Consider the following 24,890-nt stretch of genomic DNA (forward strand, 5'->3'; position numbering starts at 1 on the left):
TGCCCGAAACACAATGTTGAAACAAAACATGCAGACTACAGAACAATTACAGCAGATTTTAGATACCGCAATACAAAATTTAAATTTACCAGGTTACCCAAAGCAACTTTACGATCCAATTAGTTACATTATTAATCTTGGTGGCAAACGCGTAAGGCCCCTATTGGTACTGATGGCTACCGAATTATTTGGTACCGATGCCAATGAATCTGTTCACGCAGCTATGGCCATTGAAATCTTCCATAATTTCACCCTTGTACATGATGATATCATGGATAATGCACCATTGCGCAGAGGCCAGGCCACTGTACACGAAAAATGGGGCACCAATGTGGCCATTTTGAGTGGTGATGTGATGATGGTAGAAGCGAATAAAAACCTGGCCAAGGTAAATCCGGTTTTTCTTAAAAATGCGCTCGATACTTTTAATGCTACAGCGCAGGGTGTTTGTGAGGGGCAACAGCTGGATATGGAATTTGAAGGACGTGATGATGTAAGTATTGAAGAGTACATCAATATGATCAGGCTTAAAACAGCTGTACTGTTAGGAGGTGCACTTAAATTAGGAGCAATCATTGCAGATGCATCTGCAAAAGATGCAGACTTGATTGAACAATTTGGTGAAAACATTGGTATTGCCTTTCAATTGCAAGACGATATCTTAGACGTATATGCTGATCCTGAAAAGTTTGGCAAGCAGGTTGGTGGCGATATTATTGCCAATAAAAAAACTTTTCTGCTGCTAAAGGCCTTTGAACTGGCCGAAGCTGACATCAAAACCGTTTTAAAAACCTGGATCGACGCTAAAGCGTTTAATGTACAAGAAAAGGTAAAAACCATTAGGTCGATTTACGACACACTAAATATACAGCAGATTGCGAAAGAACAGATGAACCATTACCGTGATAAAGCTTTGGCCTTATTTGCGCAGATAAATGTAAGCGATGAAAGAAAAGCCAATCTGTTAACACTTACCAACCAGTTAATGGCCAGGGAATATTAAGGTATTCTTCATCTCGAGCGAAGCAACAAAGCCGAGAAATCTATATCTTAAGATCTATCTGTTTGATTTAACCTCGCTGAATTTTCGGGTTCCCGACTATGTATCTTCCACTAAGAATGAAAGATCCAAAAGATAAAATCGTTATTTCAATTGAAGCCAGGAATTTTTCTTCATTGCTGAAATGCCCGTTTGTGCAGGCGGGGAGCAATCTATTTACACAGCGTAAGGTAAAGCTGAAATGTTAATGTGCCTCTTTATTTCAATACATGCTGATTGGCTTGGGAACAACAACCTAATTAACGACCAATCAACCAGTGACTAATGACCAATATCAAAAAAAAGGGTCCTGATTTGCATCAGGACCCTTTTTATATTCGTTTCGTACTAATTATTCTGCAGCTGCAGCTTCTTCAGTAGCTTCGTCTTTTTTAACTGCTTTTTTTGCAGGTGCTTTTTTTGCAGGTGCAGCTTCAGCTACAACCTCATTTTCTGCAGTTGCTTTTTTTGCAGCTGGTTTAGCAATTGCTGCATCAATCTCCGCATCAGTGATAGGAAGAATAGAAACATATGATTTGTTATCTTGTTTCTTTTTGAAAACAACAGTACCATCAACTAAAGCGAATAAAGTATGGTCTTTACCAATACCCACGCCTTTATCAGGATGATGTTTTGTACCGCGTTGACGTACTAAAATGTTTCCTGCAACAGCTAACTGACCACCGAAAACTTTAATACCTAAACGCTTACTGTGCGATTCACGTCCGTTTTTCGAACTACCGGCTCCTTTTTTGTGTGCCATGATTTTATATTTTGTAACCCGCTAAAAGCGGATTATTGGGTTAACAATTAATTATAATGTGATGTCAGAGATCTGAATCTTAGTGAAAAACTGGCGGTGACCGTTTTTCTTTTTGTAACCTTTTCTACGTTTTTTGTGGAAAACGATTACTTTATCACCTTTTAAATGAGATACGATCTTAGCTGAAACTTTAGCACCTTGAACTGCAGGAGCACCTACAGTAATTGCACCACCATTATCAACCAACAATACATTATCAAATTCAATACTAGCGCCTTCATCTCCTTGCAATCTGTGTACAAAAAGGTGCTGGTCTTTAGCAACTTTAAATTGCTGCCCTGCTATATTTACTATTGCGTACATTGTTTAAATATTAGTTTTTTAATTTTTATTTAACGAGGTGCAAATATAGAACAAATTCAATTAACACACAAACACATATCAAAAATATTTTTTCACGAAAATCACACGCGATTAGGATTTAAGCAATTTTGGTGTTTCAATATCAATTTTATAGGATACTTTTCGAAGATCATGATCCGAAAATTAATTTAAGCTAGATGTAAAACAGCTTTTCTTTATGGTTAATACGTACAGAATCCCTGGTACCTAAACCTGATTGAGCGGAATAGCCCGGAGCGCAGCGAGGACTATAAGCGAAAGCAGGACTGAAACACCGCCAAGACCCGCTGCATGCTCATTTCCAAATGCTATTTTACTACTAAGAAACAACAGAAAAGATAATATTATTTGAAGCGCAATGCCTATACAAAAGCATTAGGTTTGCTTCCGTTTCACACATATACGCATCGTGGCCTCGTAGCTCGTTGCTGCAGGGTATCGCTTCAACCGCTAGATAGCTAAACCTGTATTTCATTTTCGGCATTGCCAGGTGCAGAAACCAATGTTCCTAAACCTGATTGAGCGGAATAGCCCGGAGCGTAGCGAGGACTATAAGCGAAAGCAGGACTGAAACACCGCCAAGACCCACTGCATGCTCATTTCCATGCCAAAAACAATATTTAACCCTGTACGATCAAACATAATTTCGGACCCTTCGAATCCGATCAAAATGACCTATCGAAAAACCATTTCCCATTTCACATCATCCATTTCACATCACCCACCTCCCCCCGTTAAAAAATGTTAAAACATTTTTTTTATTACGAAAACTTCGTAGATTTACGAAAAATAAATAGATATAAACCACTATAATCATGAAAAGAATTTTAACTACCTGTTTGGCTACGGCCATTTTATTTTCAGCGAAGGCCCAGGATACAGACAAAGCTTTGGCCAGGGTGCGCTATACTTTTACACACGTAACCGATACTACACAAAAAGATAAGCCTAAAGTGGAAAACATGCTATTAGTAACCGGTAAAAATGCCTCTGTATTTACCAGTTATGACAAACTGAACCAGGCAAAAAACATGCAGATGCAGATCATGGAGCAAATGAAAAACCAGACAGGTAATGGCAACTTGAAAATTGAAGTAAAAAGCGAAATGAAAGCACCCCTTACCCAGGAAGACTATTTCTTTTTTGCAAATGAGCGTAAAATGATTACAAAAGAACGGGTGTTTAACAATTATCTAATTGAAGAACCTGCTGCAGCGATTGACTGGAAGATATTAAAAGATACGATGAGTTTTTCGGGAGTTGCCTGCCAAAAAGCAACTACACATTTTAAAGGCCGTAACTGGATAGCCTGGTTTGCAACTGAGCTTCCATTTCAAAGCGGTCCATGGAAATTAAATGGCCTACCCGGTTTAATCATAGAAGCTTACGATGATAAAAAAGAAGTAAAATTCGAATTTGCTGGAATTGAAAATGTAAAGGAAACGACTGCTACAGACAATGCCGACGGGGAGGTAAAAATTGCAGCCCCAAGCGGCGGAGTGGGTTCAGTAAAAATTATGGGCATGGATATAAGCACAAGCTACCTGGGGTCTGAAATTAAACTACCAACAAACGCGATAAAAACCACCCGCAAAGAACTTGATAAACTTAAAGCTGCCCGTGATAAAGATCCGCAAGGATTTATGCAGGCGCAAATGGCTGCAAATGGAATGCAAGGCTCTTTCAAAACCAACCAGGCGCCACGCCCTTCAGGAACAACTGCAAATAAATCTGAAATCAACAACCCAATAGAAATTGAAGATAAAAAATGAGAACGTTCATTTTAAGCTGCTGGCTCTTGCTGGCAGCGCTTTCTGTTTTTGCACAAAAGCCGCTTAAAGGATTGGTAAAAGATCCCAGTGGGAAGGGTATTGAATCGGTTAATGTAACCCTAAAAGATACGGAAGGTAACATCATCAATTTTACCCGGACCAATAAACTTGGTACTTTTACCATGGAACTCAAAAGCGACCAGATTACAGGTTACAAAATTGAAGCTTCGAGCATTGGTTTTAAAAAGCTGGTAACCACGGTAACTGACAATAATAAAAGTTACGACATGATTTTACAACCCAGCGAAACCACGCTGGAAACGGTAACTGTTAAAAACAGGCCATCATTAACCGCCAGGGGCGATACTCTAAATTACCGTACTACTGACTTTGCTGATAAGCAAGACCGAAGTATTGGCGATGTATTGAAAAAAATGCCTGGCGTTGAAGTGGCCGAAGATGGTAAGATCAGCTACAATGGGAAATCGATATCCAACTTATATGTAGATGGCGATAATTTATTGGACGATAAATACAATATAGGCACTAAAAGTATCCCGCACGGGGCAGTTGATAAGGTTCAGGTCATTCAAAACGATCAACCCATTAAAATGATGCGCAAAAATAACATGAGCGATGAGGTTGCCCTAAACCTGGTGATCAAAGATGAAGCGAAGCTTAAAGTGATGGGCGATGCTACTGTTGGCGCTGGCACTCCAAATCGATTTGATGAAAACCTAACCGCCATGTTGTTTAATAAAAAGCTAAAGTTTATTAACAACATTAAAGGAAACAATATTGGCATTGACCCGGGTGGCGACCTAATTGCGCACAATTTTTCTGATTATGCAAGGAAACTGGATAACGATAAACCCAACGCGTTGCTCTCTACGGGGGCTGCCGGAGTACCTTCCTTACCGCAAAGCAGGTATCTTTTTAATAAAGCTGGCTTAATTAACCTCAACAATTTATACAAATTCAATCCTGACTTTCAGTTGAGGGCAAATATCTCCTATTTATATGATCAGCGACGTCAGGAATACAGTAAATTTTCGGAGACTTATCTTCCTGACCAAACCATACGCTATGCTGAAACCCAGCGCAATGCGATTAATCCACAAAAACTAAGGGCGCAGTTTAATCTAAACGGCAATGCGGAGCAATACTATTTAAACAATAACCTGGTATTGGAATATACACCGTTTAAAACCTCATCGGATTTTGTAATCAATAATGTAGCTGCCAACCAGGTGCTTAAACAGGAAACCTTCGACTTGTCGAACGAATTTAATTACCGGAAAAAATTAAAATCGGACGATGTAATTAATTTTTACTCCTTCTTAAACCGCACTACGCAACCCGAAACCCTGAATATTATGCCTGGTCTAAATGCCGATGTTTTGAATAACGGGAATAGCTATTTCGGTTTAACACAATTTATTAAATTACCGACTTGGTACACCAATAATTATGTATCGTTCGCTTTTGTAAAAAACAATTTCGTACAAACCTATAAGGCAGGTTTTAACGTGCAACAGCAGCAGCTTAATTCGGAACTTTTCCGCACACAAAACAACCAGCAAACAGAGCCTGTTACCGGTAATACCGTGAATAACCTTGATTGGCTAAAAACCAAAATATACACTGAAGCTACTTACGAGTATAACAACGATAAGTTAAAGGCTAGTATAAGTTTGCCGCTAAGCTACAACCACATCAACTACAATGATGCACTTAACCAGTTAGACAACAGCTTGAATAAACTATTCATAAACCCTTTTTTTAATGTGAAATACCAGACCAGTACCGAAAATTATTTAACGGCGAATTATAGCTTCAGAAATGATCTGGGCGGTATTAGTGATATTTACCGGGGTACCATTTTAAAAAATTACCGCTCGCTGTTTTCGAATGACGCACCAATTGCTGAATCCAAAACGCATAACGTTGGAGCTGGTTTTAATTTTAGAAAAGCCATGCAAATGTTATTTGCCAACTTAACGGCAAATTACAGCGACACTGAGCTGAATACTATTGCGGCCTATAACCTCAACAGCAACATTCAGCAGAAAATTGTTTTGCCGCTCAATAATCATATCCGTAACCTTTCTTTGGCCGCAAACGCAAGCAAATATCTGTTTACCTTAAAAAGTACGGTAAATGCAGGCGTAAGTTTTACGCAAAGCAAGTACAGTCAGCTGCAAAACAATGCGCTTTTACCATTTAATACGCAAACCATAGCTTACAAAGTTGGTATTGAAGCGAAGCTAAATAACTTCATTAACTGGTCTTACGCTGCTAACTTTGCCATAACCGACAATAAAGCCATTGTAGCTGACGGGATTAAAACTAATTTTAAGCAATTGAGGCAGCAATCTGCTTTAGCCATCACCACAGTTAAAAACCTTTATTTAAATTTATCTGCCGAGCACCTTTTCACCCGCCAATCATCACAACCTAATCTGAAGTATCTTTTCGCTGATGTAAACATGCGCTACAAGTGGTTAAAAATGAAGACAGATATTGAATTTGGAATCACCAACCTAACTAATATTAAAAGGTTTGATGCCGTTTACCTTTCTGCCAACTCCCTAACAACCGGAACTTATGATATTCCCGGGCGGGTAGCCATGCTGAAAGCGACATTTAATTTTTAATAAAAACATTGCAAAATTTGTCAACTTCTAGCATACTTGCTGTTAAAGTTGACAAATTTAATTTGCGTGGGGCTTGGTATTAATCTGGATAAATCCCCCTTTTTGATCCATTTTCAAATCCATTATCATATTGGGGTTCAATTGATTAATTGCATCTTTACTCACCTTTTTTCCGTTCAGATAATATCCCATAGTGGTAACTGATGATTCCTTAGCGGTTGTTTTATCTTTTAATACCTCGCTGTCCTCTTTCGTATTGACGGTGGATTTCATCACAAAAACCGCCGTTATTTTTTTCCCCTTAATGTCGGGCATATTTCCAAAGCCACCATTTGCCTGTTCAGCAAGCATCATCTGCTCAATTCTCTCATTAGCCGGAACTGAGTCTGTGAAATTAAATTGTTTAACAAAAACTCTTTTGTTTAAACTTCCGTCAGTTTTAAAATGAAATTTAAAGTTGTCGACTTTTTTTTGAATCGCAGTCACCACATTGTGTTGTACTGAATCCCCACCATTACTATTCTGTTTCAGAACCAGGGTAAATTTGCTAGCTGTATCCGTTTTATGCAAGAAAGATGTGGCAGTCTTTCTCTTTTTATTAAGTTTTGGTTTTATATGCGCTTCTGTAACAGTTTCAGTCTGTTGATGCGGTATCGCATTAACCATTTTCGCTAATGGCACTAAGCTCTTTTTTACAGCTTTTTTATCAATGGTAAAAGCGAGCGTAATGCACAACAAAATAGGTAAAGCAAACATGTAACGTGTTAAATTTACTTTTGATGAGCGTTTGGCATTCATCATCATGATCCTTTTCTTAAGATCAGACAGGTTGAAATTATTGACAATAGCTACTGAGGGCTGTAAAGTACCCACATCAAGCAAACTATACTGATAGGCTTTTTTATCAATGCCCTTCCTTAAAATACGGGCATCGGTAATAAACTCAATATTTTCGCGTACGGCTTTTTTCATCAGCCAAACACCAGGATTAAACCAGTAAAAAACAACACAAATTTCGGCCAGAATAATGTCAATGGTATGCCATTGTTCTACATGCACTTGCTCATGCGCTAATATATTAGGCAGATCCTCCTGTTTATGCAAGCCTGGATTAATATAAATGGTCTGCCAGAAACTGAAAGGGCTTATTTCATCTGCCAAAATTCTTACCGGGTGCTGATTTAACTGATCAGGTAAAGATTTTTGGTGCATGCGGTACAGCGAAATAAACTGCACCATTAAACGTAATGCCATGAGCATTACCCCAAAGTAAAATAACACCGTAAGCAACTGCCATAATACCGGAACCGCATCTTGCTTTACCAGCTGACTTATCTGTTGGTTAAGCCCCGGAACAAACGCAGGCACAGATTTGTGACTTTCCAAAAAATCGGTCAGGTTAATAAAAGGATAAGCAGAAGAAAAAATAATTCCAAATAACAGAAATATCCTATTTATGGAATAGAAAGTTAACCTCCGTAATACCAGGTAATAGGTAGCCGAAAACAAAATCAGCACCAGGTTAATTTTCAGTAAAATGAGAAAGAAATTTGGCATAGCCTCTACTTTTCAGGGTGCTCTATTAAATTGATGATCTCTTTAAGTTCTTCAGCACTGATCTTTTTATCCCTGGCGAAAAAAGCAACAAGTTCTTTGTACGAGCTTTGAAAATAATTATTGACAAAACCGCTCATAAAACGCTTTTTATACTCAATTTCTTTAACCTTTGCACTGTAGCGGTTGGCATTGGCAAAACGCTCGCTCAACAGGTATCCTTTACGTTCCAGGTTTTTAATAGTCGATGCCAAAGTGGTATATGGCGGCTTAGGCTCGGGCAGTACATCCATAAAATCTTTAATAAAGCCTTTTCCCACCTGCCAAACAGCCAGCATCGCCTCTTCTTCCTGTAGTGTTAATTTTTCCATACTTACGAATATATCGTAAATATACGAAAAGATCTTAAACACAAAAGACCTTAATCTACTTAGATCAAGGTCTTTAATTAATGGTAATGAATGAATATTATCTCTTTCCTAGTCTGGAGATTCCAAACTTAGGACTAATGACTTAAGACTACTTAGCGCTTCTTTTTTCGGCCTGTAAAAGCGTTTGATCTATAACTTTACGCATTTGTACAGCAGCATCCAATAATTTTGGATTACCATCAAAATCGCCGTAAATCACTACATGTTTTGTCTTTTCTTTGTATTTAAACAAAATATCGTAGCGTGGCACAGCCATTGATTTTTCACTTTTCTTACCTATAGTATCCGGAAAATTCCAAAGTCCAATTTCATTGGCCTTGCTATGCATGTAAAGAATATCGTCGTTCTTTAAAAAGATTTTTTTCTTGATTACCGAATCTGCCCCGTTAACATACTGATATTCTCCGGTAGCCGAATTATAATGATTTTCAAGCGTATCTTTAATGCCCCATTTATACTCCATCGATACAAAATCCTTTTTCCTGAAGGGTGCATTCTGAATAATCGGTTTATAATAGATGTAACAATAAATGATCATCGGAACGATAATGGTAATGGCTAAGAATATTTTTTTTCCTCTACTTGACACTTTATATAATTTTGAATGATTGAATTTTTAATGATCGAATGAAAGAGCGTTTAATAAGACTCAGGACTGAAGACTTTAGACTTAGGACTCCTTTAGCTCTCCTTCCCATTTGCTTACCACGGCAGTTGCGATACTGTTACCCACTACATTGGTTGCCGAACGGCCCATATCCAATAATGGATCAATACCGATTAAAAGAGCCAAACCTGCTTCAGGGATGTTAAAACTGGCAATAGTACCTGCAATAACCACTAATGATGCTCTTGGCACACCAGCAATACCCTTACTGGTTAACATCAAGATTAACAGCATCGAAATTTGTTGCTCGAAACTTAAATGAATACCATATGCTTGAGCAATAAAAAGCGAAGCAAAAGTCATGTACATCATCGATCCATCTAAATTAAATGAATAACCCAATGGCAGCACAAAACTTACAATTTTATCCTTACAGCCGAAACGCTCTAACAGCATCATTGTTTTTGGATAGGCTGCTTCGCTGCTTGCTGTACTAAAGGCCAAAAGTGCAGGCTCCTTCATATCGTTTACCAAGCGGAAAATACGTTTTTTGAGTATCAGGAAACCGAGGAAGATCAACAATCCCCATAAAATAATTAAACCGAAATAAAATTCGCCAATAAAAATGGCATAGGTATTTAGCACACTTAAACCTTGCTTGGCAATAATCGCCGTCATTGCGCCAAAAACAGCCAGCGGAGCAAAGTTCATGACGTAGCCCGTCATCTTCAAGATTACATGAGCAATAGCATCAAACGCTTTGATTACGATCTGCCCCATATCACCGATAGCCGCCGTCGCAACGCCAAAAAACAAAGAAAATACAACAATTTGTAAAATCTCATTGGTAGCCATTGATTCGGCGATACTTTTCGGAAATACGTGAGCGATAAAATCTTTAACACTCATAGCTGCCTTTTGTATTCCAGTATCAACCAGATGATCAGGTAGTGATAATTTCATGTATTTACCAGGTTCAAACAAATTCACCAGAATCATTCCTAGTACAAGCGACATTAACGACATGGTTAAAAACCAGCCCAAGGTTTTGCCACCGATACGGCCAACAGCTTTGATATCTCCAACCTTGGCGACACCCACGACCAGCGTAGTAAATACGAGTGGTGCAACGATCATTTTAATCAGGCGGAGAAAAATATCACTCAAAAGAGTAAAAAATTCCAACTTTTTCTCCCTGATGGTCTCGTTTTCCTTCTTTATTTTAGCGGCAGCTTTTTTACTTACTTTCAGCTGAGCATAAACAGCGCTTGTGGTATCAGTTGATTTTGCAATATTTACTTCTATACTTTTAACCCTGGCATCAGCATCCAGGATGTTCTGATTGTAAACATTGATGGAATTTACATTTAAAAAATACCCCAGTGCAATCCCTGCAATCAGCGCTACAAAAATAAAAAGCGTGAGTTTGTTTTTCTTCATGAATAAAAAAGTTTGTGCAACTTAATTCGGTAAAACTACGATATTTACCGCTTGTAACAAATTTTGATATTATAGGTGTTTAAAAATATATTTTTTGGAATTCCTTTGTAACAAAAAATGTGTGTCAACATCTAAAACGCAATGACAATCCCCTAAATGGAACAAAAAGACAAGTTATTCAAGCAGATCTTCGATTCGAATTCCAAAAAAATATTCCATTTATGTTATGGTTATACCGGCGATACCGATGCTGCAAACGATCTTTTACAGGAAACTTTTTTAAAGGTCTGGCAAAATCTAGATAAGTTCCGCAACAAATCTTTGATTTCAACGTGGATTTATCGCATCGCTGTAAACACTTGTTTAACTTACCTCAGATCGGAAAAGAGACAGGCAAAAGACGAATTAACGGATAACATTATTGAAACTAAAGTAGAAGAGTTTTCGGAGAAAAATGAGCAGGTGGCCTTGCTTTATAAATGTATTTCTAAACTAGAAGAGAATGACCGTTTAATTATTACTATGGTACTTGATGAGCTTCCATACCACGAAATTGCTGACATTTCAGGCATCAGTGAAGGCAATTTAAGGGTAAAAATTCATCGTATTAAACAAAAATTAACAGAATTATATAGCCAGTATGCAAGCGTTTGATCAAATACAGGAGTTGTGGCAACAGCACGAAGTAGAAATTAAGGTTTCTGCCGATGAGATGTTGCAACAGGCGAAGAAAGAAGTAAATGGATTGAAGCTGAAATCAGCCTTGAACATTGGAGGAATGCTGTTATCTTTCATCGTCATTGCCGCATTATGGATCTTTTTTCACTTCGAATCGTGGACTACACATGTAGGCATTAGCATTACCCTAATTGCCATTGGTGTTTATACTTTAATTCTTTATCGCGATTACCGTCTGATTTCAAAAAACGATTTCACTGCTCATCCTAAAGAGTTTTTAAACAACTTAAAAACTTATCAGTTAAACCGTTATAAATTGTACAATACACTGTATTGGTTTTACGCTATTGCTCTTGCCTTGGGTTTAGGATTTTATTTTGTAGAAATAATGGCACGCTTTAGCAATATGCAAAAAGTAATTGCCGTAGGTTTAACTGCGCTGTGGATTATCTTTTGCTCAACGATTTTACGAAAAGCCGTAATAAAAAGGGAAAAAGAGCGAGTTGCTTTGCTAATCGAAAAATTTGAGCGGATTGGCAGCCAGATCTCTACACTGGAGTAATTTTAGGCACGGTTTTTTCATAATAAAATTCAACCCATAAAGCCCTGATAATTTGACTTGCTCAAAAGCAAAAATCAGGATGAGATACCGTTGAAAAATTATGCTATTTAAAAAACTAATCTTACCGACATCATTATTGCTGTTACTCCCCTTCTTTTTTGCTTTCAAACAGGATATTATCCAGCCTGTACAACTGGATTGGGAAACCTACTTTAAAGGCAAGGCCGATGAACGTTCGCCATTTATTGCCTTAACCGCAATGACCTGGGAATACAGTTATAACAGTACTGTATACCGAAATCGCGTTGTCATCAAACTTAAAAACGAAGTTCGTATTGATAAAAACCGTTCATGGGTAAAGTGGGATAAGATCAAAGATCCTCAAGTGAGGGCGAGTTTATTACACCATGAACAAGGGCATGTAAACATTCAGTATATTTTGCTTTCGGAAGCCGAAAGGGTGCTAAAGAACCGAAATTATTCGGTTAATAGTTATAAAGCCCAGATAGCCGAACTGGCCAACCAGATCAGCAGTTATTTCGACACCATGCAACGTAATTATGATGACGAAACCGAACATGGTAGTAACCATAAAATGCAGGCCCGCTGGGACCAAATTATAGCGGATAAAATGGAGGAATCGAGAGCAGCAACATTGGCCTCACAACAATAATTTTGGGATAAATATAATGACTCCAACGGCTAAAGCTAGAAATGCAGCAACCAAAACCGCGGCGGCAGCCAGATCTTTTACTATTTTAATTTTAGGGTGAAAATCTGGCGAGACCACATCTGCTAACTTTTCGATGGCTGAATTTAAAATTTCAGTAACAATAACAGCTGAGATAACGCTTAAAATGGCAATCCATTCCAAAGCAGAAAGTTTGAGGTAAAAAGAAAAAGCAATCGCTACAAATGCTGCAAAAAGATGAATCCTCCCGTTATGATCAAGCAGAAAGAACAATTTTAGACCTTGAAAAGCATATTTAAAGCTTTTTAGGCGATTGATAATGGAGAATTTTTCGTTGTTCATTTTTTATCAAAATTCGTCATCCTTAATTCATTTCTGGATCCCATGATATAATAGATGCTGAAACAAGTTCAGCATGACGATTAGTATAGTGGTAGTCATCCGATAGCTAGCTATCGGATCTCGCGCATGCGGGAATCTTAAAACACTTGCATAAGATTATTCATAAGGGTTTGTTTTGTTTTATTTAGCGGCATTCATGAGCACTTCGTGGTTCCCAATCAAGTTGATTTTTATACAACAAATTATTCTTCAGCAGGATATAGTGCATGACGCGTCTCATCTCCTTCACATAGCGGAGTGGGGAGATCTAAGTCAAGGAAGATTTCTCGACTACGTTGCACTTCGCTCGAAATGACGGATACGTGCAGGTCCTACTTCCCCTCACTCGTCGAAAAACTATTACCACTTAACCTATATTGATAAGTTTTGGTTATAGTTTTAGTGCTATCAGCAGCATCTTTAACAGGAAACGAGCGAAATAAATCGCCATTTTTGATAAAAAACTTATCATTACCCGCATATCCTTTCTTTTGATTTGAGTTTAAAGAAGGAAAACTGATCTTATTAAAATCACCACCTGCATATTCAAAAACATTCAGATCTGAAACGTTTCTTTTGCTCAATAACTGGATATATAGTTCCGGATTTCCGTCATTATCCAAATCCATGTTCCAAGCATCAGTAATAATACCTTTGCGGTCAACAGCTAATGAACGGTAATGACTGCGAATCGAATCGGACATTAAAATCTGGTATCCACCGATCGAATCCACTCCTTTTCCCCAACTTACGATTTCGAAATTTAATCCGGGTTTTACTTCAATATCTTTATAATAAGGAAAAGGATTTTTAGCGGCTTTTACGGGTGCTACAACAACTGCCTTTGGTTGGTCTTCTGTGCATGCCAAACAAAACAGCATCCCTGCCATGCACAAGAGATGCTGTAATGTATATTTCTGTAGTTTCATTTTAATAAGGACATTTTGGTTGTCCCAAATTAAGGATTTTAGCCTATAGAAGCAATTATTTTATTTCTTTGCCTCTGTTTTAACATCGGGTGCACCATTATTTAAAACCGTTTCAGTCGTTACGCTTCTTTTACCGCTCGGGGCAATAACAATGGTCTTCAAAACCCTCTTCTCACCTTTTGGAACAGTAATTTTTATCGGACCGGTGTATAAGAAAGCATTTTCTGAAGGGCGTGATAAATCGATAGAATAATAGATTTTACCACCCGTAACCGGTACTTTTAAATCAATAGTAAATTCACCTCCTGTTAAAGGTTTATCGCTTTGACCAATTGGAGTAGGTATCCAAAAATTAATTCCCATTTTATCTAAGCGGGCTAAATGTACCGGCAAACGCTCTTCACTAAAGTTTTTTAAATCTTTACGTTCAACCGGCGACCAGGCAATTTCTGCCAAAGCCAATATTCGTGGGAACGCATGGTTTTCGGCTTTCGCAGTAGTTTTAATATATTCTGTCCACATATTGGCCTGTACACCTTTAATATATTTTCGCTGATCGGCAGTTAATACTTTAGGAATCGGATCGTAAGCGTATATTTTCTGATATGGGGCGAAACCACCAATAGTAACGGGCTCATCCGGAGAATTAGATTGTTTGTGATCGATATATAAACCCATTGAACCAGGTGTCATAATTACATCGTGATTTTGTTGCGCCGCAGCAATACCACCATCTTCTCCCCGCCAGCTCATTACGGTAGCATTTGGTGCTAAACCGCCTTCCAAAATCTCGTCCCAGCCAATAATAGACCGGCCTTTTGCATTTACATGTTTTTCAATTGTCTGGATAAAATAACTTTGTAACTCATGCTCATCTTTTAAGCCTTTTTCTTTCATTAAAGCCTGACAAAATGGGGATTCTTTCCAATAGGTTTTTGGTGCTTCGTCGCCACCGATATGGATGTACTTGGAAGGAAAAATAGCAATTACCTCATCAAGGATATTATTGAGCATGGTAAAAGTATTGGTCGATGGCACAAAAATATCATCAAAAACACCCCAGGTTTGCTGCACTTGTTTTCCTTTTCTACTACCCGCCCACGGCGTTTTATCACTAATAAAAGTATCACGATCAGGGAAACAGCTTAATTCAGGATAGGAAGCAATTGCAGCAGAAGCATGGCCAGGCAATTCAATTTCTGGGATTACCGTAATGTATTTAGCGGCGGCATATTTAACAATTTCTTTAGCTTCTTCCTGCGTGTAAAAACCTTTTACCGGTGTTAGGTAATTTCCATTACCCGGGTAATTACCGATGATAGTACCATTACGTGATGAACCGATTTCGGTTAGTTTAGGATATTTTTTTATTTCTAGTCGCCAGCCCTGATCGTCAGTTAAATGCCAATGAAAAGTATTGATTTTATAATAAGCCAGCTGATCGATATATTTTTTGATAAAAGAAATAGGAAAAAAATGACGGCTGACGTCAAGCATTGTTCCCCGGTAAGCAAAACGTGGATAATCATTAATATTAACAGCTGGGATTGTAATTTTATCGGCAACCTTATCTGGCATCATTTGCATAGCCGATTGAACGGCATAAAACAAGCCTGCGCCTTTTCCGGTTAAAACGATCTGTTTTGGTGTAACTTTAATGGTGTAACCTTCGGCCGGTAATTGATCTGCACCGACAGATGTTAAAATAATAGCTTTTTGGTTGGGTTGGGGAATTTTAGTTTCGCGTAAAGCAAAGCCTGCCTTGGTCACCACAAAAGCATTCAATAAATCAGTCATCTTTGCACCATCAATGCTTTGATTGACCAAAACGGTGGTTTTATCTAATTCGAAATTTCCGCTTGCCCTCGTAATGGACACAGGAGCAGGTATGATACCCAGGTTGGGATCTCGTTGCGCAAATGCACTTAAACTGATTAATACTCCAATAAAAATCGATAATGCTTTGTTCATTTTTCCGTTGATTTTATAGCTTTAAACTAATTCTTTGAACCAAGATAGAGATTATGGAGAAAATACAAATCCCACATTCTTGTTACAATCCAGATCAACCGTTTGACTGGCATTGCAAAAAGCATATCAATCTAAACAACATTTATTAAAACGTTTTACATTGCTTCTGATAAAAATAGATTGGAGAGATTACTTTTTTTTGGAAATCGAGTATAGAAACGTTAGTGTTACAGCAGGCTCGCTTCTGCTTCTGCCGTAGGGTTCTGGTGGCAAGGCCTGTTGAACTAGTTGGATTGCGAAATGCAATGCAAAAGGATTCATTTAGCACTTCGCCGTTGAACCGTTAATATTAGCAGAAATTTAAGTATTTAAACCTGATTCAAATGGAAAGCATGCAAACGAGGCACGAGTGCTGACTTGAAATTTAAAGCAGGGCTAACTTAAAAACGCGCTAACGCAACTGCTTTCCAAAAATGGAAGTTTTATAAAATAAGATTTGCTTTGATAGATCTCTCGGCTACGTTGCACTCCGCTCGAGATGACGATCTTATTTTAGGTTTAGACTGCAAGGCCTGTTAAACTAAATGTAAAGCAAGACCAACTTTAAAAAGCACTACTGAAATTGCTTTCCAAAAAATGGAGGTTTTATAAAATAAGATTTGCTTTGATAGATTTCTCGGTTACGTTGCACGTCGGTTGAGATGATGATTGGCATAATCGAGGGGGACGATTTTAACAAAAAAGAGAAATCATTGCTGATTTCTCTTTTGCAAATTGATATCAAAAAATCAATTAAGCTTCTACCGGATGCTCTTTAGCGGCTAAATATCTTTCGGCATCAAGCGCAGCCATGCAACCAGAACCCGCAGCGGTAACCGCCTGTCTGTAATACATATCCTGAACATCGCCACAGGCAAAAACACCTTCGATATTGGTCAAAGTAGAACCTGGTTTAGTCGTTAAATAACCGGTTTCATCCATATCCAGCTGTCCTTTAAAAATATCAGTGTTCGGTTTATGACCAATAGCCACAAAGAAACCTTCTACGGCAATCTCAGATTCTATACCTGTTTTATTATTTAAAACTTTAACTGCAGTTACATTTTTACCGTTACCTAGAATTTCCTGCGTTTCAGTATTATAATGAACGATAATATTTGGTGTTGCCAATACGCGGCTAACCATTGCTTTAGAAGCCCTAAATTCGTCGCGACGAACCAATAAATGCACCGTTTTACAAAGTTTAGCTAAGTAAGTTGCTTCTTCGGCAGCGGTATCACCGGCACCTACAATGGCCACATCCTGACCTTTGAAAAAGAAACCATCGCAAACGGCACAAGCAGAAACACCAAAACCGTTATATTGTTGTTCGCTGGGTAAACCCAACCATTTTGCGGTGGCACCAGTTGCAATAATTACGGTATCAGCAGTAACGGTTTTAATTTCGTCAACTATCACTTTATGAGGTGTTGATGAAAAATCTACCGAGCTTATGTAACCGAAACGGATATCGGTTCCAAAACGTTCAGCCTGCTTACGGAAATCTTCCATCATTTCCGGCCCCATAATTCCTTGCGGATAGCCAGGGAAATTTTCTACATCTGTAGTTTGCGTAAGCTGTCCGCCAGCTTGCATACCGGTATACATGATGGGTTTTAAATCAGCTCTGGCAGCATAAATTGCAGCAGTATAACCTGCAGGGCCTGAACCTATAATTAAACACTGAACGTGCTCGTTTTCTTGTGACATTATATAATAAGTTTGAAATTCATTAATCGTAGCGCAAATTTAATGCTTTAAATAATGGTTAACAAGCGCACATTGTCAACATAGTTTACTTATTAACAGTAAAGGCTCGGAGCAACGCGCATAACGTGAGGAGAAAGGTGCCGAAGTGTTAACAAAACTATGTTGTTGCTATTTCAAATTGAAAATTACTGATTATCTTTAAGATTAATCCATGAAGAATTGCTTTAAATCAATTGCTTCATCACCTTGGATACTTTTGCTTTTTAGATCCAATAGCTATTTTTCCCAGTTTTTAACAACTGCTTACAAGCTAAAATCTGTCATACATTTTCAGGCGGTAACATCTGACAGCGCCTAAGTCTGTATCACCCCAACACTAAACTTTTTGGTAACCGGCGATTGATTGGCTGCCTCAATCCCCATTGAAATTACCTTCCTGGTTTCGAGCGGGTCGATAATCCCGTCAACCCAAAGCCTTGATGCCGCATAATATGGCGTAGTTTGGTTATCGTATTTATCAGTAATTTCTTTCAACAACTCGGCCTGTTTATCAGGAGTGATTACCTCACCCTTAGCTTTTAAAGATGCTTCCTGAATTTGCAACAGGGTTTTAGCAGCCTGTGAGCCACCCATTACTGCGATTTTTGCTGTAGGCCAGGCATAGATTAATCTTGGATCGTATGCTTTACCACACATGGCATAATTACCGGCACCATAAGAATTACCTAACACAATTGTAAATTTAGGCACTACCGAATTGGCAACGGCATTAACCATTTTGGCTCCGTCTTTAATAATCCCACCGTGTTCAGATCGACTGCCTACCATAAAACCGGTCACATCCTGCAGAAAAACCAAAGGAATTTTTTTCTGGTTGCAGTTCATGATAAAACGGCTTGCCTTATCAGCACTATCTGAATAAATTACCCCGCCAAACTGCATCTCCCCTTTTTTCGATTTCACCACTTTACGTTGATTGGCGACAATGCCTACAGCCCAGCCATCAATACGGCCTAAACCGCAAACAATACTCTGTCCGTAGCCTTTTTTATATTCTTCGAATTCGGATCCATCAACCAAACGGTAAATGACATCCATCATTTCGTAAGGTTTATCTCTGTTTTCAGGAAAAATGCCGTACAGTTCCTCTTCTTTTTCTTTTGGTTTAACAGGCTTAATCCGATCGAAACCCGCATTTTGAGGAGCGCCCAACATACTCATGATGTTTTTGATGCTATCTAAACAGGCATGATCGTTGGGATGTTTATAATCGGTAACACCAGAAATTTCACAATGTGTAGTTGCTCCACCTAATGTTTCATTATCTACTTCTTCTCCTATGGCCGATTTAACCAGATAAGACCCCGCTAAAAATACAGAGCCTGTTTTATCTACAATCATGGCTTCATCACTCATAATGGGTAAATAGGCCCCTCCTGCAACACAAGCACCCATAATGGCCGAAATTTGTACAATTCCCTCTGAAGACATAATGGCGTTATTGCGGAACATTCTACCAAAATGTTCTTTATCTGGAAAAATTTCATCTTGCATAGGCAGGTAAACACCAGCGCTATCAACTAAATAAATTACGGGCAAGCGGTTTTCCATGGCAATTTCTTGCGCACGAAGATTCTTTTTAGCTGTAATCGGAAACCAGGCACCGGCTTTTACAGTTGCATCGTTAGCCACAATCATACATTGCCGACCACTCACATAACCAATACCACATACCACCCCGGCCGAAGGACATCCGCCCTGCTCCAAGTACATACCATCAGCAGTAAAGGCGCCAACTTCTAAAAAATCAGAATCTTGATCAATTAAATATTCAATCCGCTCACGTGCAAGCAGCTTGCCTTTTTCCTTTTGTTTTGCCGCATTTTTCTCGCCACCACCCAGGTATATTTTTTTTAGTCTGGTTTTCAGTTCGTAAACCAACTGCTTGTTTACATCCTCGTTTTTATTGAATTCGATATTCATGGAGGCAATTTAAATTTAATTTTAGAAAAACAGTATTGACCAAAATGGTTTCTGGTCTACCACCCGGGTTAACGGTGAAGGATGCTAATTTTTTAACCACAAAGTGCGCTGCGTGTTTTAACACAGAGGTCACAAAGAAAAAGCACAGAGATCACAAAGTTGGGTTTAGCATCTCCGTGCTTCTGTGGCTTTTTAAGTAATTAGTGACAAAAAAATTAATACCCTCTCGGTGTCCCCAAATGTAAAACTCCATGAACACTGTGGTAAATCATTTAATTTTGATAAACCACGCCATCGATCTTTATTTTTTGGTATTGATCAGCCCAGCCTTTACCTTTTATGTATTTTACCAGCGTGGTATGACCTTTTAAATTTGGGTGGAAAATCGGATCAAACGAAAAGGTGATTTGATCATCTGATTTTTGAACCACAGTTACTTCATTATCATTTTCATCTTTTTTGCCCGTAGTGAAAAACTTATCGCCTTTCTTTGCAGAAAAATCAGCTCTGGTATATGTTTCTAAAGGACTATCAGGATAGCTCTCAATCAATTTATTGTTTTCGTCTATCCTTAAATAAATAGTGCTACTTGCATCGCCACCTACCAAAGAATGAAACTTGTAAAAAAGCTTTTTATTGATCCGAACAGTGTCTTGAATTTCTGTATAAGATTGCGCATTCATATACCATAAATTACCAATCTGCATCGGTAAAAATGAATCGGCTGCCAATTGCTGATCCTTTTTGGTTTGGCAGGCCAGGATAAACAGGCTAATTAAAATAAAACTTAAGAATTTGTTGTTTTTGATCATGAGCGAATCTATTTAGTTATTTAAACATTAAATATAAACAATACGCTTTGTTGTAAATAATTAATTTACAAAATGATACAAGAAAACTACTTCTCCGCTAAATGCAGGTTTTTTCTGATCTTCAATTTCCATGTCGATAGCCATATTAACTTTGGTTACGCCACGTAGATTAATGATAGAAGCCAGTTTTGCTTTTAACCTTACCTTACTGTTTACGGTTACCGCCTGTGCAAATCTTAAACTTTCTATCCCATAATTGATCTCCATTTTTAGGTTTTGAATATCAACAATTTCTTTCCAAAGATACGGGATTAATGAAAGCGTCAAATAACCGTGTGCTATAGTTGCCTTAAAAGGGCCTTCATTTTGAGCTCTATCTTCGTCAACATGAATCCACTGATGATCTAATGTGGCATCAGCAAATTGGTTGATCTGTTCTTGTGTAATGGTATGCCACGAAGAAACGCCTAATTCTTTGCCCAGGTATTGTTCAAATTCTGCGTGTGAGGTAATAATTTGCATTTGGTATATATTTTTTTTTTGCGCCAGGCGTTTTGCATATGGCGGATTAATATTGCTTAGTCTTACTTGATGCTTATGACTTAATACTTTTTCTAAGTCAAATTTCTTTCCCTGAACCAAACCTCGTCTGGAATTGCTGAAAAATCATCCATTTTATTAATTAAAGTTTTGGCATCGGCTTCATTGAGCACTAAATTACGATTGGCCGGTTTCAAAAATTTACTTTGTACCATCATATCCATTTGGGCAAAAAGGGGATCGTAAAAACCATCAACATTTAATACACCGATCGGTTTATTGTGCAGACCAAGCTGCAGCCAGGTTAATACTTCGAAAAATTCCTCCAATGTACCAAATCCGCCGGGCAAGATCACAAAACCGTCGCTTAAATCGGCCATTTTTTGCTTACGCTGGTGCATATTTTCGGTAACAAGCATTTCTGTTAAACCCTGGTGACCAACTTCCTTATCCATCAAAAACTGAGGAATTACACCCGTAACCAAACCACCCAATTCCAGCACATCATTGGCCAGCAACCCCATCACACCAACGCTTCCCCCTCCATAAACCAATCTGATCTGCTGTTTTACAAGTATTTCTGCCAATTGTTTTATGGCATTACGTAGCACTGCATCACCATTAAAGTTTGAGCCGCAGTACACACAAACCGAAGTAAGCTTATTCATTGAATTAAAAATTTACCGAAGTTAAGATTTTATCGGCTTTTCATAAATTTTAATTCTGCACAAAGCCATTACAGTTTTTTGTAATTTCAATGGTAAGACGCTATGTCATAAGTTTGCTTGCATTCAAACTTGTTTCACATTGAGCTTAGCCCGTACTGAACTTGATGAAGTATCCAAACGCTTCACGGGAGGTTTAACAAGTCCTTAGACAAGCTACCATTGACAGAATCTACTAGTCCGGTCGTCATTCTCGAGAATATTTATTAAAAAAGGAGCAGCATTACGCCACTCCTCTAACCAAATATAAGAGAGAAAAAAATAAAATTAGATACTGTTAGAATGCATAACGGATGGTTCCACCGTAAGTTCTTGGATCGCCCAATACACCTGCGTATAAACCAGCATTACCCGCTGCAGCCTGTAATTGCTCGTAGTAATTCTTATTGGCAATATTTCTGCTCCATACAAACAAAGAAAATTTATCTGATTTGAATCCTAACCTGGCATTAAATAAAGCATAACCTTTAACGTTTAACACACTTGATGGTGTAGGATTGGAAGAGTATTCTGAACGGTAACTGGCATCGCCTGCTATGAAATAGCGTCCCTCTCTCGTTGCCAAATGACCGGGCGTACTCATCTCTGAACCACCCGAAATGTTCCATTTAGAAATACCTGGTAACCTACCTCCAGAAGCATCTTTAAAGGCCACCTGCGTAGCCACGCCATTGATCAATTCCGTATGTCCGGTTTCTTCTAATGGAAGCGGTGCATTAGTAAATTTTATATATTTGCCATCCAGATATGCCAAGGCTGCATTTAACGTTAAAAACCGCTCCAACTGATAACTACCGTCTATTTCCAATCCTTTTACCCTTACTTTTTCAGCGTTAGCCAAATAACCTCTGTTTACACCGAGTTGTGGCGACTGCACATTGGTTTGGTAATCTTTAATATCTGTATTAAACAAACTGATATTTACAAGGGCCCCTTTAACTGGCTTCGTTTTAGCACCCAGCTCATAATGCTGAACGTACTCCGGTTTAACAACAGCCAAAGATAAATCGGCTGCTCCCGTTGAGGTAGTCGGCAAACCACCTACGTTAACACCAACCGGTTTGTAAGCGGTAGAAAAAGTTCCGTAAACATTTAAATTGTGGCTTGGACGGTAAGAAACGGTGAAGTTACCAGATAAATTGTTATTATCCACTTTTGTAGTAAACTGCTGATTTGCATAGACCGCTGCTTTAAGCGCTAATAATGCCGCATCATTGGTTTGTAAACCGCCATAGGTTACCCGATCATAATCCACATCTTTTTTATCATAGGTATACCTTAAACCTGGTAATACGTGGAGGTTTTTTAGCACTTCCCAATCAACCTGGGCAAAAACCGCTGCACTTAACGATTTAATGGTGGAGTTGGTTTTAATACCGAAACCATCCAATAAACCTGGAGTAGCATATAAGGCTTGGCTTCCTGTATTGCTGGTTTGCACAAAACGCCATTGATCTTTACCCACCTCTTCTGTTTGGGCTAAACCTTTTAAATTCTGACCTAAGAAATAAACCCCCACTACTCCACTTAATTTTTCGGTAATATTTCCAGCATACCGAACCTCTTGTGAGTATTGATCATGACGTGAGGTACCTTGCGATTTAGTTAGCGCCGCCAACTCTGAGAAATCCCGGTCATTTGTTGGGTCCCAATTCCAGAATCTCCAGGCCGTAGTTGATGTAAGCGTTCCATTTCCGATTTTGTAATCTACATTTAATGAGATCCCTCCTATTGATTGATTATGTCTCCAAGGGGTATTGGTATTGATTTCTCTTGAAAAAGGATCTATTTTAGGTTGTTGATAGCCTAGATCAGAAACAATTTTAGCGTACTGGCGGTATGCACTTCTTTCGGTTGTGGTAACACCGGCAATTACCAATGGGTAGCCTGCCGGATGTTGAATGCTGACATCACCACTTAACAATACCTGTAATTTTTCTGAAGGGGTGTAATATAACTGACTTTTAAAGCCCAGATTGTTCTGTCCACTATACCTGCGTTCTTCTCTGGTATTCCAGATGGTACCATCGCGTTGCGTACCCGAAATTGAAATTTTTGCTGCAAGATCCTTTGCCAGCGCCCCAGAAACCGATGTTTTGGCCTGAATAAAATTATAATTCCCTACACTTAATTCTATTTTTGCACTAGGTGTTAAAGTTGGTTTGCTCGTAGTGATGTTAAATGCACCTGCCGTGGTGTTTTTACCAAATAAGGTACCTTGCGGGCCCCGTAAAATTTCGATCTGATCGATATCAAGAAAATCCGTAGAGGTAGCAGCGGGACGTGCATGATAAACGCCATCTACATAAAATCCAACCCCTGGATCGATACCATCGTTAGTTAAGCCAAAGGTAGACCCTAACCCTCTAATATTTAAGGTAGTGTTTCTTGCATTCGAAGCATATAACTGTACAGAAGGTACTAATTCCTTTAAACGGTTAACGTTAAAAGCTCCGGCGTTTTCTGCTGCACGGCCACCAATAACCGTAATTGGAATGGGCACATCCTGTAAAACCTCCGATCGCCTTCTAGAGGTTACCACAATTTCATCAAGCAATGCGTTTTCTACCAAAATCAGTTCGATTGGCGCATCTTGAAGTTTTAGTATTTGAAAATCCTGTGGTTTATAACCTACTGAGCTTACCTGAAGGTAAAAAGGTGTTTCCTGATTAACATTAATGCTAAAAGCACCATTTTCGTCGGCAACTACAGCTTGGTTGGTCCCCCTCACTTTTATCGTTGCATTGGGGATTGTTGTGCCATTGGTTGTTTTAATAACACCTGTTACCGGACTTTGGGCAAAAATAAATCCCGCCGAGAATAAGAATGAAAAGAGAAAAAGTAAAGTTTTGTTCATGGTTATATTGATGGTTTATTTAAATGCAGTTAATTAATGATTCTTTCGAAAGCTCGTTATTACTGTTATTGCATGGTTAGAACAGTCATATAAAAAGAGTTTATGCCTCATTATTACGATTATTATATAATTCCTATAGATTTAGTCGACAAATATATCAAAAAATATTAGCTGCCAAATTTTATTTTGCGATTTTTATAAAATAGACCTGTAGGTTTATCACGAAAGATCCTGAAATAAATTCAGGATGGCGATTATCACAAAAAAACCGGGGCTATCATAAACTGATGCCCCGGTTTCCATTTATAGGAAAGATTGCGTAAATATTACCTTCAACCTTTTCCCCT

Annotated in this window: 21 protein-coding genes; 6 read left to right on the forward strand and 15 right to left on the reverse strand. The window is 38.5% G+C overall.

What is annotated here, in order from left to right; genetic code table 11:
• Positions 1–13: 13 nt before the first annotated feature.
• Positions 14–1,003 carry a polyprenyl synthetase family protein gene (locus PGN18_RS20540; RefSeq protein WP_335321449.1) on the forward strand — a complete coding sequence of 330 codons (990 nt, stop codon included), beginning with the start codon at positions 14–16 and terminating at the stop codon, positions 1,001–1,003.
• A 388-nt stretch (positions 1,004–1,391) separates the two neighbouring features.
• Here PGN18_RS20540 and rpmA read toward each other — a convergent pair whose 3' ends face one another.
• The gene (rpmA, locus tag PGN18_RS20545; protein WP_335321450.1) at positions 1,392–1,802 is read right to left on the reverse strand and encodes a 50S ribosomal protein L27; all 411 of its coding nucleotides are present in this window, start codon (positions 1,800–1,802) and stop codon (positions 1,392–1,394) included.
• Between the two features lie 51 nt (positions 1,803–1,853).
• Positions 1,854–2,165, reverse strand: a complete 312-nt coding sequence (rplU, locus tag PGN18_RS20550) for a 50S ribosomal protein L21 (RefSeq protein ID WP_196099264.1) — start codon at positions 2,163–2,165, stop codon at positions 1,854–1,856.
• A gap of 854 nt (positions 2,166–3,019) precedes the next feature.
• Here rplU and PGN18_RS20555 point away from each other — a divergent pair.
• Together PGN18_RS20555 and PGN18_RS20560 are read left to right on the forward strand one after the other, a co-directional pair.
• Positions 3,020–3,976, forward strand: coding sequence for a GLPGLI family protein (locus PGN18_RS20555; RefSeq protein ID WP_335321451.1), 957 nt, complete (start codon positions 3,020–3,022; stop codon positions 3,974–3,976).
• Complete coding sequence (locus PGN18_RS20560; RefSeq protein ID WP_335321452.1) at positions 3,973–6,633, forward strand: carboxypeptidase regulatory-like domain-containing protein; 2,661 nt, start codon at positions 3,973–3,975, stop codon at positions 6,631–6,633. Before PGN18_RS20555 ends, PGN18_RS20560 begins: the two co-directional genes overlap by 4 nt.
• A 57-nt stretch (positions 6,634–6,690) precedes the next feature.
• Here PGN18_RS20560 and PGN18_RS20565 read toward each other — a convergent pair whose 3' ends face one another.
• From PGN18_RS20565 to PGN18_RS20580, 4 genes are all read right to left on the reverse strand, one after another.
• Positions 6,691–8,190 carry a M56 family metallopeptidase gene (locus PGN18_RS20565; protein WP_335321453.1) on the reverse strand — a complete coding sequence of 500 codons (1,500 nt, stop codon included), beginning with the start codon at positions 8,188–8,190 and terminating at the stop codon, positions 6,691–6,693.
• Between the two features lie 5 nt (positions 8,191–8,195).
• Complete coding sequence (locus PGN18_RS20570; RefSeq protein WP_335321454.1) at positions 8,196–8,558, reverse strand: BlaI/MecI/CopY family transcriptional regulator; 363 nt, start codon at positions 8,556–8,558, stop codon at positions 8,196–8,198.
• Between the two features lie 148 nt (positions 8,559–8,706).
• Positions 8,707–9,207 carry a hypothetical protein gene (locus PGN18_RS20575; protein WP_335321455.1) on the reverse strand — a complete coding sequence of 167 codons (501 nt, stop codon included), beginning with the start codon at positions 9,205–9,207 and terminating at the stop codon, positions 8,707–8,709.
• 81 nt (positions 9,208–9,288) lie between these two features.
• Entirely contained in the window at positions 9,289–10,665 is a 1,377-nt protein-coding gene (locus PGN18_RS20580; RefSeq protein ID WP_335321456.1) for a dicarboxylate/amino acid:cation symporter, read from the reverse strand.
• 156 nt (positions 10,666–10,821) lie between these two features.
• On the opposite strand from PGN18_RS20580, the gene PGN18_RS20585 reads away from it, so the two are divergent.
• The 3 genes from PGN18_RS20585 (at position 10,822) to PGN18_RS20595 (ending at position 12,578) form a co-directional block, all read left to right on the forward strand.
• Positions 10,822–11,319, forward strand: a complete 498-nt coding sequence (locus PGN18_RS20585) for an RNA polymerase sigma factor (protein ID WP_335321457.1) — start codon at positions 10,822–10,824, stop codon at positions 11,317–11,319.
• Positions 11,306–11,905 (forward strand): hypothetical protein, encoded by a 600-nt coding sequence (locus PGN18_RS20590; RefSeq protein ID WP_335321458.1) that lies wholly within the window; start codon positions 11,306–11,308, stop codon positions 11,903–11,905. The genes PGN18_RS20585 and PGN18_RS20590 overlap by 14 nt, the downstream gene beginning before the upstream one ends.
• Before the next feature lie 100 nt (positions 11,906–12,005).
• Positions 12,006–12,578 (forward strand): DUF922 domain-containing protein, encoded by a 573-nt coding sequence (locus PGN18_RS20595; protein ID WP_335321459.1) that lies wholly within the window; start codon positions 12,006–12,008, stop codon positions 12,576–12,578.
• On the opposite strand, the gene PGN18_RS20600 is transcribed toward PGN18_RS20595, so the two are convergent.
• The 9 genes from PGN18_RS20600 to PGN18_RS20640 form a co-directional block, all read right to left on the reverse strand.
• Complete coding sequence (locus tag PGN18_RS20600) at positions 12,567–12,938, reverse strand: diacylglycerol kinase family protein (protein WP_335321460.1); 372 nt, start codon at positions 12,936–12,938, stop codon at positions 12,567–12,569. The genes PGN18_RS20595 and PGN18_RS20600 overlap by 12 nt on opposite strands.
• A gap of 371 nt (positions 12,939–13,309) precedes the next feature.
• Positions 13,310–13,906, reverse strand: a complete 597-nt coding sequence (locus PGN18_RS20605; protein WP_335321461.1) for a hypothetical protein — start codon at positions 13,904–13,906, stop codon at positions 13,310–13,312.
• A gap of 60 nt (positions 13,907–13,966) precedes the next feature.
• On the reverse strand, positions 13,967–15,877 hold the full coding sequence (locus PGN18_RS20610) for a beta-N-acetylhexosaminidase (protein ID WP_335321462.1): 1,911 nt from the start codon (positions 15,875–15,877) through the stop codon (positions 13,967–13,969).
• Between the two features lie 792 nt (positions 15,878–16,669).
• Complete coding sequence (gene trxB, locus PGN18_RS20615; protein WP_335321463.1) at positions 16,670–17,626, reverse strand: thioredoxin-disulfide reductase; 957 nt, start codon at positions 17,624–17,626, stop codon at positions 16,670–16,672.
• 354 nt (positions 17,627–17,980) lie between these two features.
• Positions 17,981–19,609 (reverse strand): acyl-CoA carboxylase subunit beta, encoded by a 1,629-nt coding sequence (locus PGN18_RS20620; RefSeq protein WP_335321464.1) that lies wholly within the window; start codon positions 19,607–19,609, stop codon positions 17,981–17,983.
• A gap of 272 nt (positions 19,610–19,881) precedes the next feature.
• The gene (locus PGN18_RS20625) at positions 19,882–20,421 is read right to left on the reverse strand and encodes a hypothetical protein (protein WP_335321465.1); all 540 of its coding nucleotides are present in this window, start codon (positions 20,419–20,421) and stop codon (positions 19,882–19,884) included.
• A 60-nt stretch (positions 20,422–20,481) separates the two neighbouring features.
• Positions 20,482–20,943 carry a MaoC family dehydratase gene (locus PGN18_RS20630; RefSeq protein ID WP_335321466.1) on the reverse strand — a complete coding sequence of 154 codons (462 nt, stop codon included), beginning with the start codon at positions 20,941–20,943 and terminating at the stop codon, positions 20,482–20,484.
• Positions 20,944–21,035: 92 nt separating this feature from the next.
• Complete coding sequence (locus PGN18_RS20635) at positions 21,036–21,629, reverse strand: TIGR00730 family Rossman fold protein (protein ID WP_335321467.1); 594 nt, start codon at positions 21,627–21,629, stop codon at positions 21,036–21,038.
• 334 nt (positions 21,630–21,963) lie between these two features.
• Positions 21,964–24,543, reverse strand: a complete 2,580-nt coding sequence (locus PGN18_RS20640; protein ID WP_335321468.1) for a TonB-dependent receptor — start codon at positions 24,541–24,543, stop codon at positions 21,964–21,966.
• Positions 24,544–24,890: the final 347 nt, after the last annotated feature.

The organism is Pedobacter terrae (genome assembly GCF_036946585.1).
In the GTDB taxonomy this organism is placed as follows: Bacteria; Bacteroidota; Bacteroidia; order Sphingobacteriales; family Sphingobacteriaceae; genus Pedobacter; species Pedobacter terrae_C.

Bases quoted from the DNA above. Each gene is read 5' to 3' on its own strand.
- PGN18_RS20540 (WP_335321449.1), top strand. From the start codon at position 14: ATGTTGAAACAAAACATGCAGACTACAGAACAATTACAGCAGATTTTA.
- rpmA (WP_335321450.1), bottom strand. From the start codon at position 1,802: ATGGCACACAAAAAAGGAGCCGGTAGTTCGAAAAACGGACGTGAATCG.
- rplU (WP_196099264.1), bottom strand. From the start codon at position 2,165: ATGTACGCAATAGTAAATATAGCAGGGCAGCAATTTAAAGTTGCTAAA.
- PGN18_RS20555 (WP_335321451.1), top strand. From the start codon at position 3,020: ATGAAAAGAATTTTAACTACCTGTTTGGCTACGGCCATTTTATTTTCA.
- PGN18_RS20560 (WP_335321452.1), top strand. From the start codon at position 3,973: ATGAGAACGTTCATTTTAAGCTGCTGGCTCTTGCTGGCAGCGCTTTCT.
- PGN18_RS20565 (WP_335321453.1), bottom strand. From the start codon at position 8,190: ATGCCAAATTTCTTTCTCATTTTACTGAAAATTAACCTGGTGCTGATT.
- PGN18_RS20570 (WP_335321454.1), bottom strand. From the start codon at position 8,558: ATGGAAAAATTAACACTACAGGAAGAAGAGGCGATGCTGGCTGTTTGG.
- PGN18_RS20580 (WP_335321456.1), bottom strand. From the start codon at position 10,665: ATGAAGAAAAACAAACTCACGCTTTTTATTTTTGTAGCGCTGATTGCA.
- PGN18_RS20585 (WP_335321457.1), top strand. From the start codon at position 10,822: ATGGAACAAAAAGACAAGTTATTCAAGCAGATCTTCGATTCGAATTCC.
- PGN18_RS20590 (WP_335321458.1), top strand. From the start codon at position 11,306: ATGCAAGCGTTTGATCAAATACAGGAGTTGTGGCAACAGCACGAAGTA.
- PGN18_RS20595 (WP_335321459.1), top strand. From the start codon at position 12,006: ATGCTATTTAAAAAACTAATCTTACCGACATCATTATTGCTGTTACTC.
- PGN18_RS20600 (WP_335321460.1), bottom strand. From the start codon at position 12,938: ATGAACAACGAAAAATTCTCCATTATCAATCGCCTAAAAAGCTTTAAA.
- PGN18_RS20605 (WP_335321461.1), bottom strand. From the start codon at position 13,906: ATGAAACTACAGAAATATACATTACAGCATCTCTTGTGCATGGCAGGG.
- PGN18_RS20610 (WP_335321462.1), bottom strand. From the start codon at position 15,877: ATGAACAAAGCATTATCGATTTTTATTGGAGTATTAATCAGTTTAAGT.
- trxB (WP_335321463.1), bottom strand. From the start codon at position 17,626: ATGTCACAAGAAAACGAGCACGTTCAGTGTTTAATTATAGGTTCAGGC.
- PGN18_RS20620 (WP_335321464.1), bottom strand. From the start codon at position 19,609: ATGAATATCGAATTCAATAAAAACGAGGATGTAAACAAGCAGTTGGTT.
- PGN18_RS20625 (WP_335321465.1), bottom strand. From the start codon at position 20,421: ATGATCAAAAACAACAAATTCTTAAGTTTTATTTTAATTAGCCTGTTT.
- PGN18_RS20630 (WP_335321466.1), bottom strand. From the start codon at position 20,943: ATGCAAATTATTACCTCACACGCAGAATTTGAACAATACCTGGGCAAA.
- PGN18_RS20635 (WP_335321467.1), bottom strand. From the start codon at position 21,629: ATGAATAAGCTTACTTCGGTTTGTGTGTACTGCGGCTCAAACTTTAAT.
- PGN18_RS20640 (WP_335321468.1), bottom strand. From the start codon at position 24,543: ATGAACAAAACTTTACTTTTTCTCTTTTCATTCTTATTCTCGGCGGGA.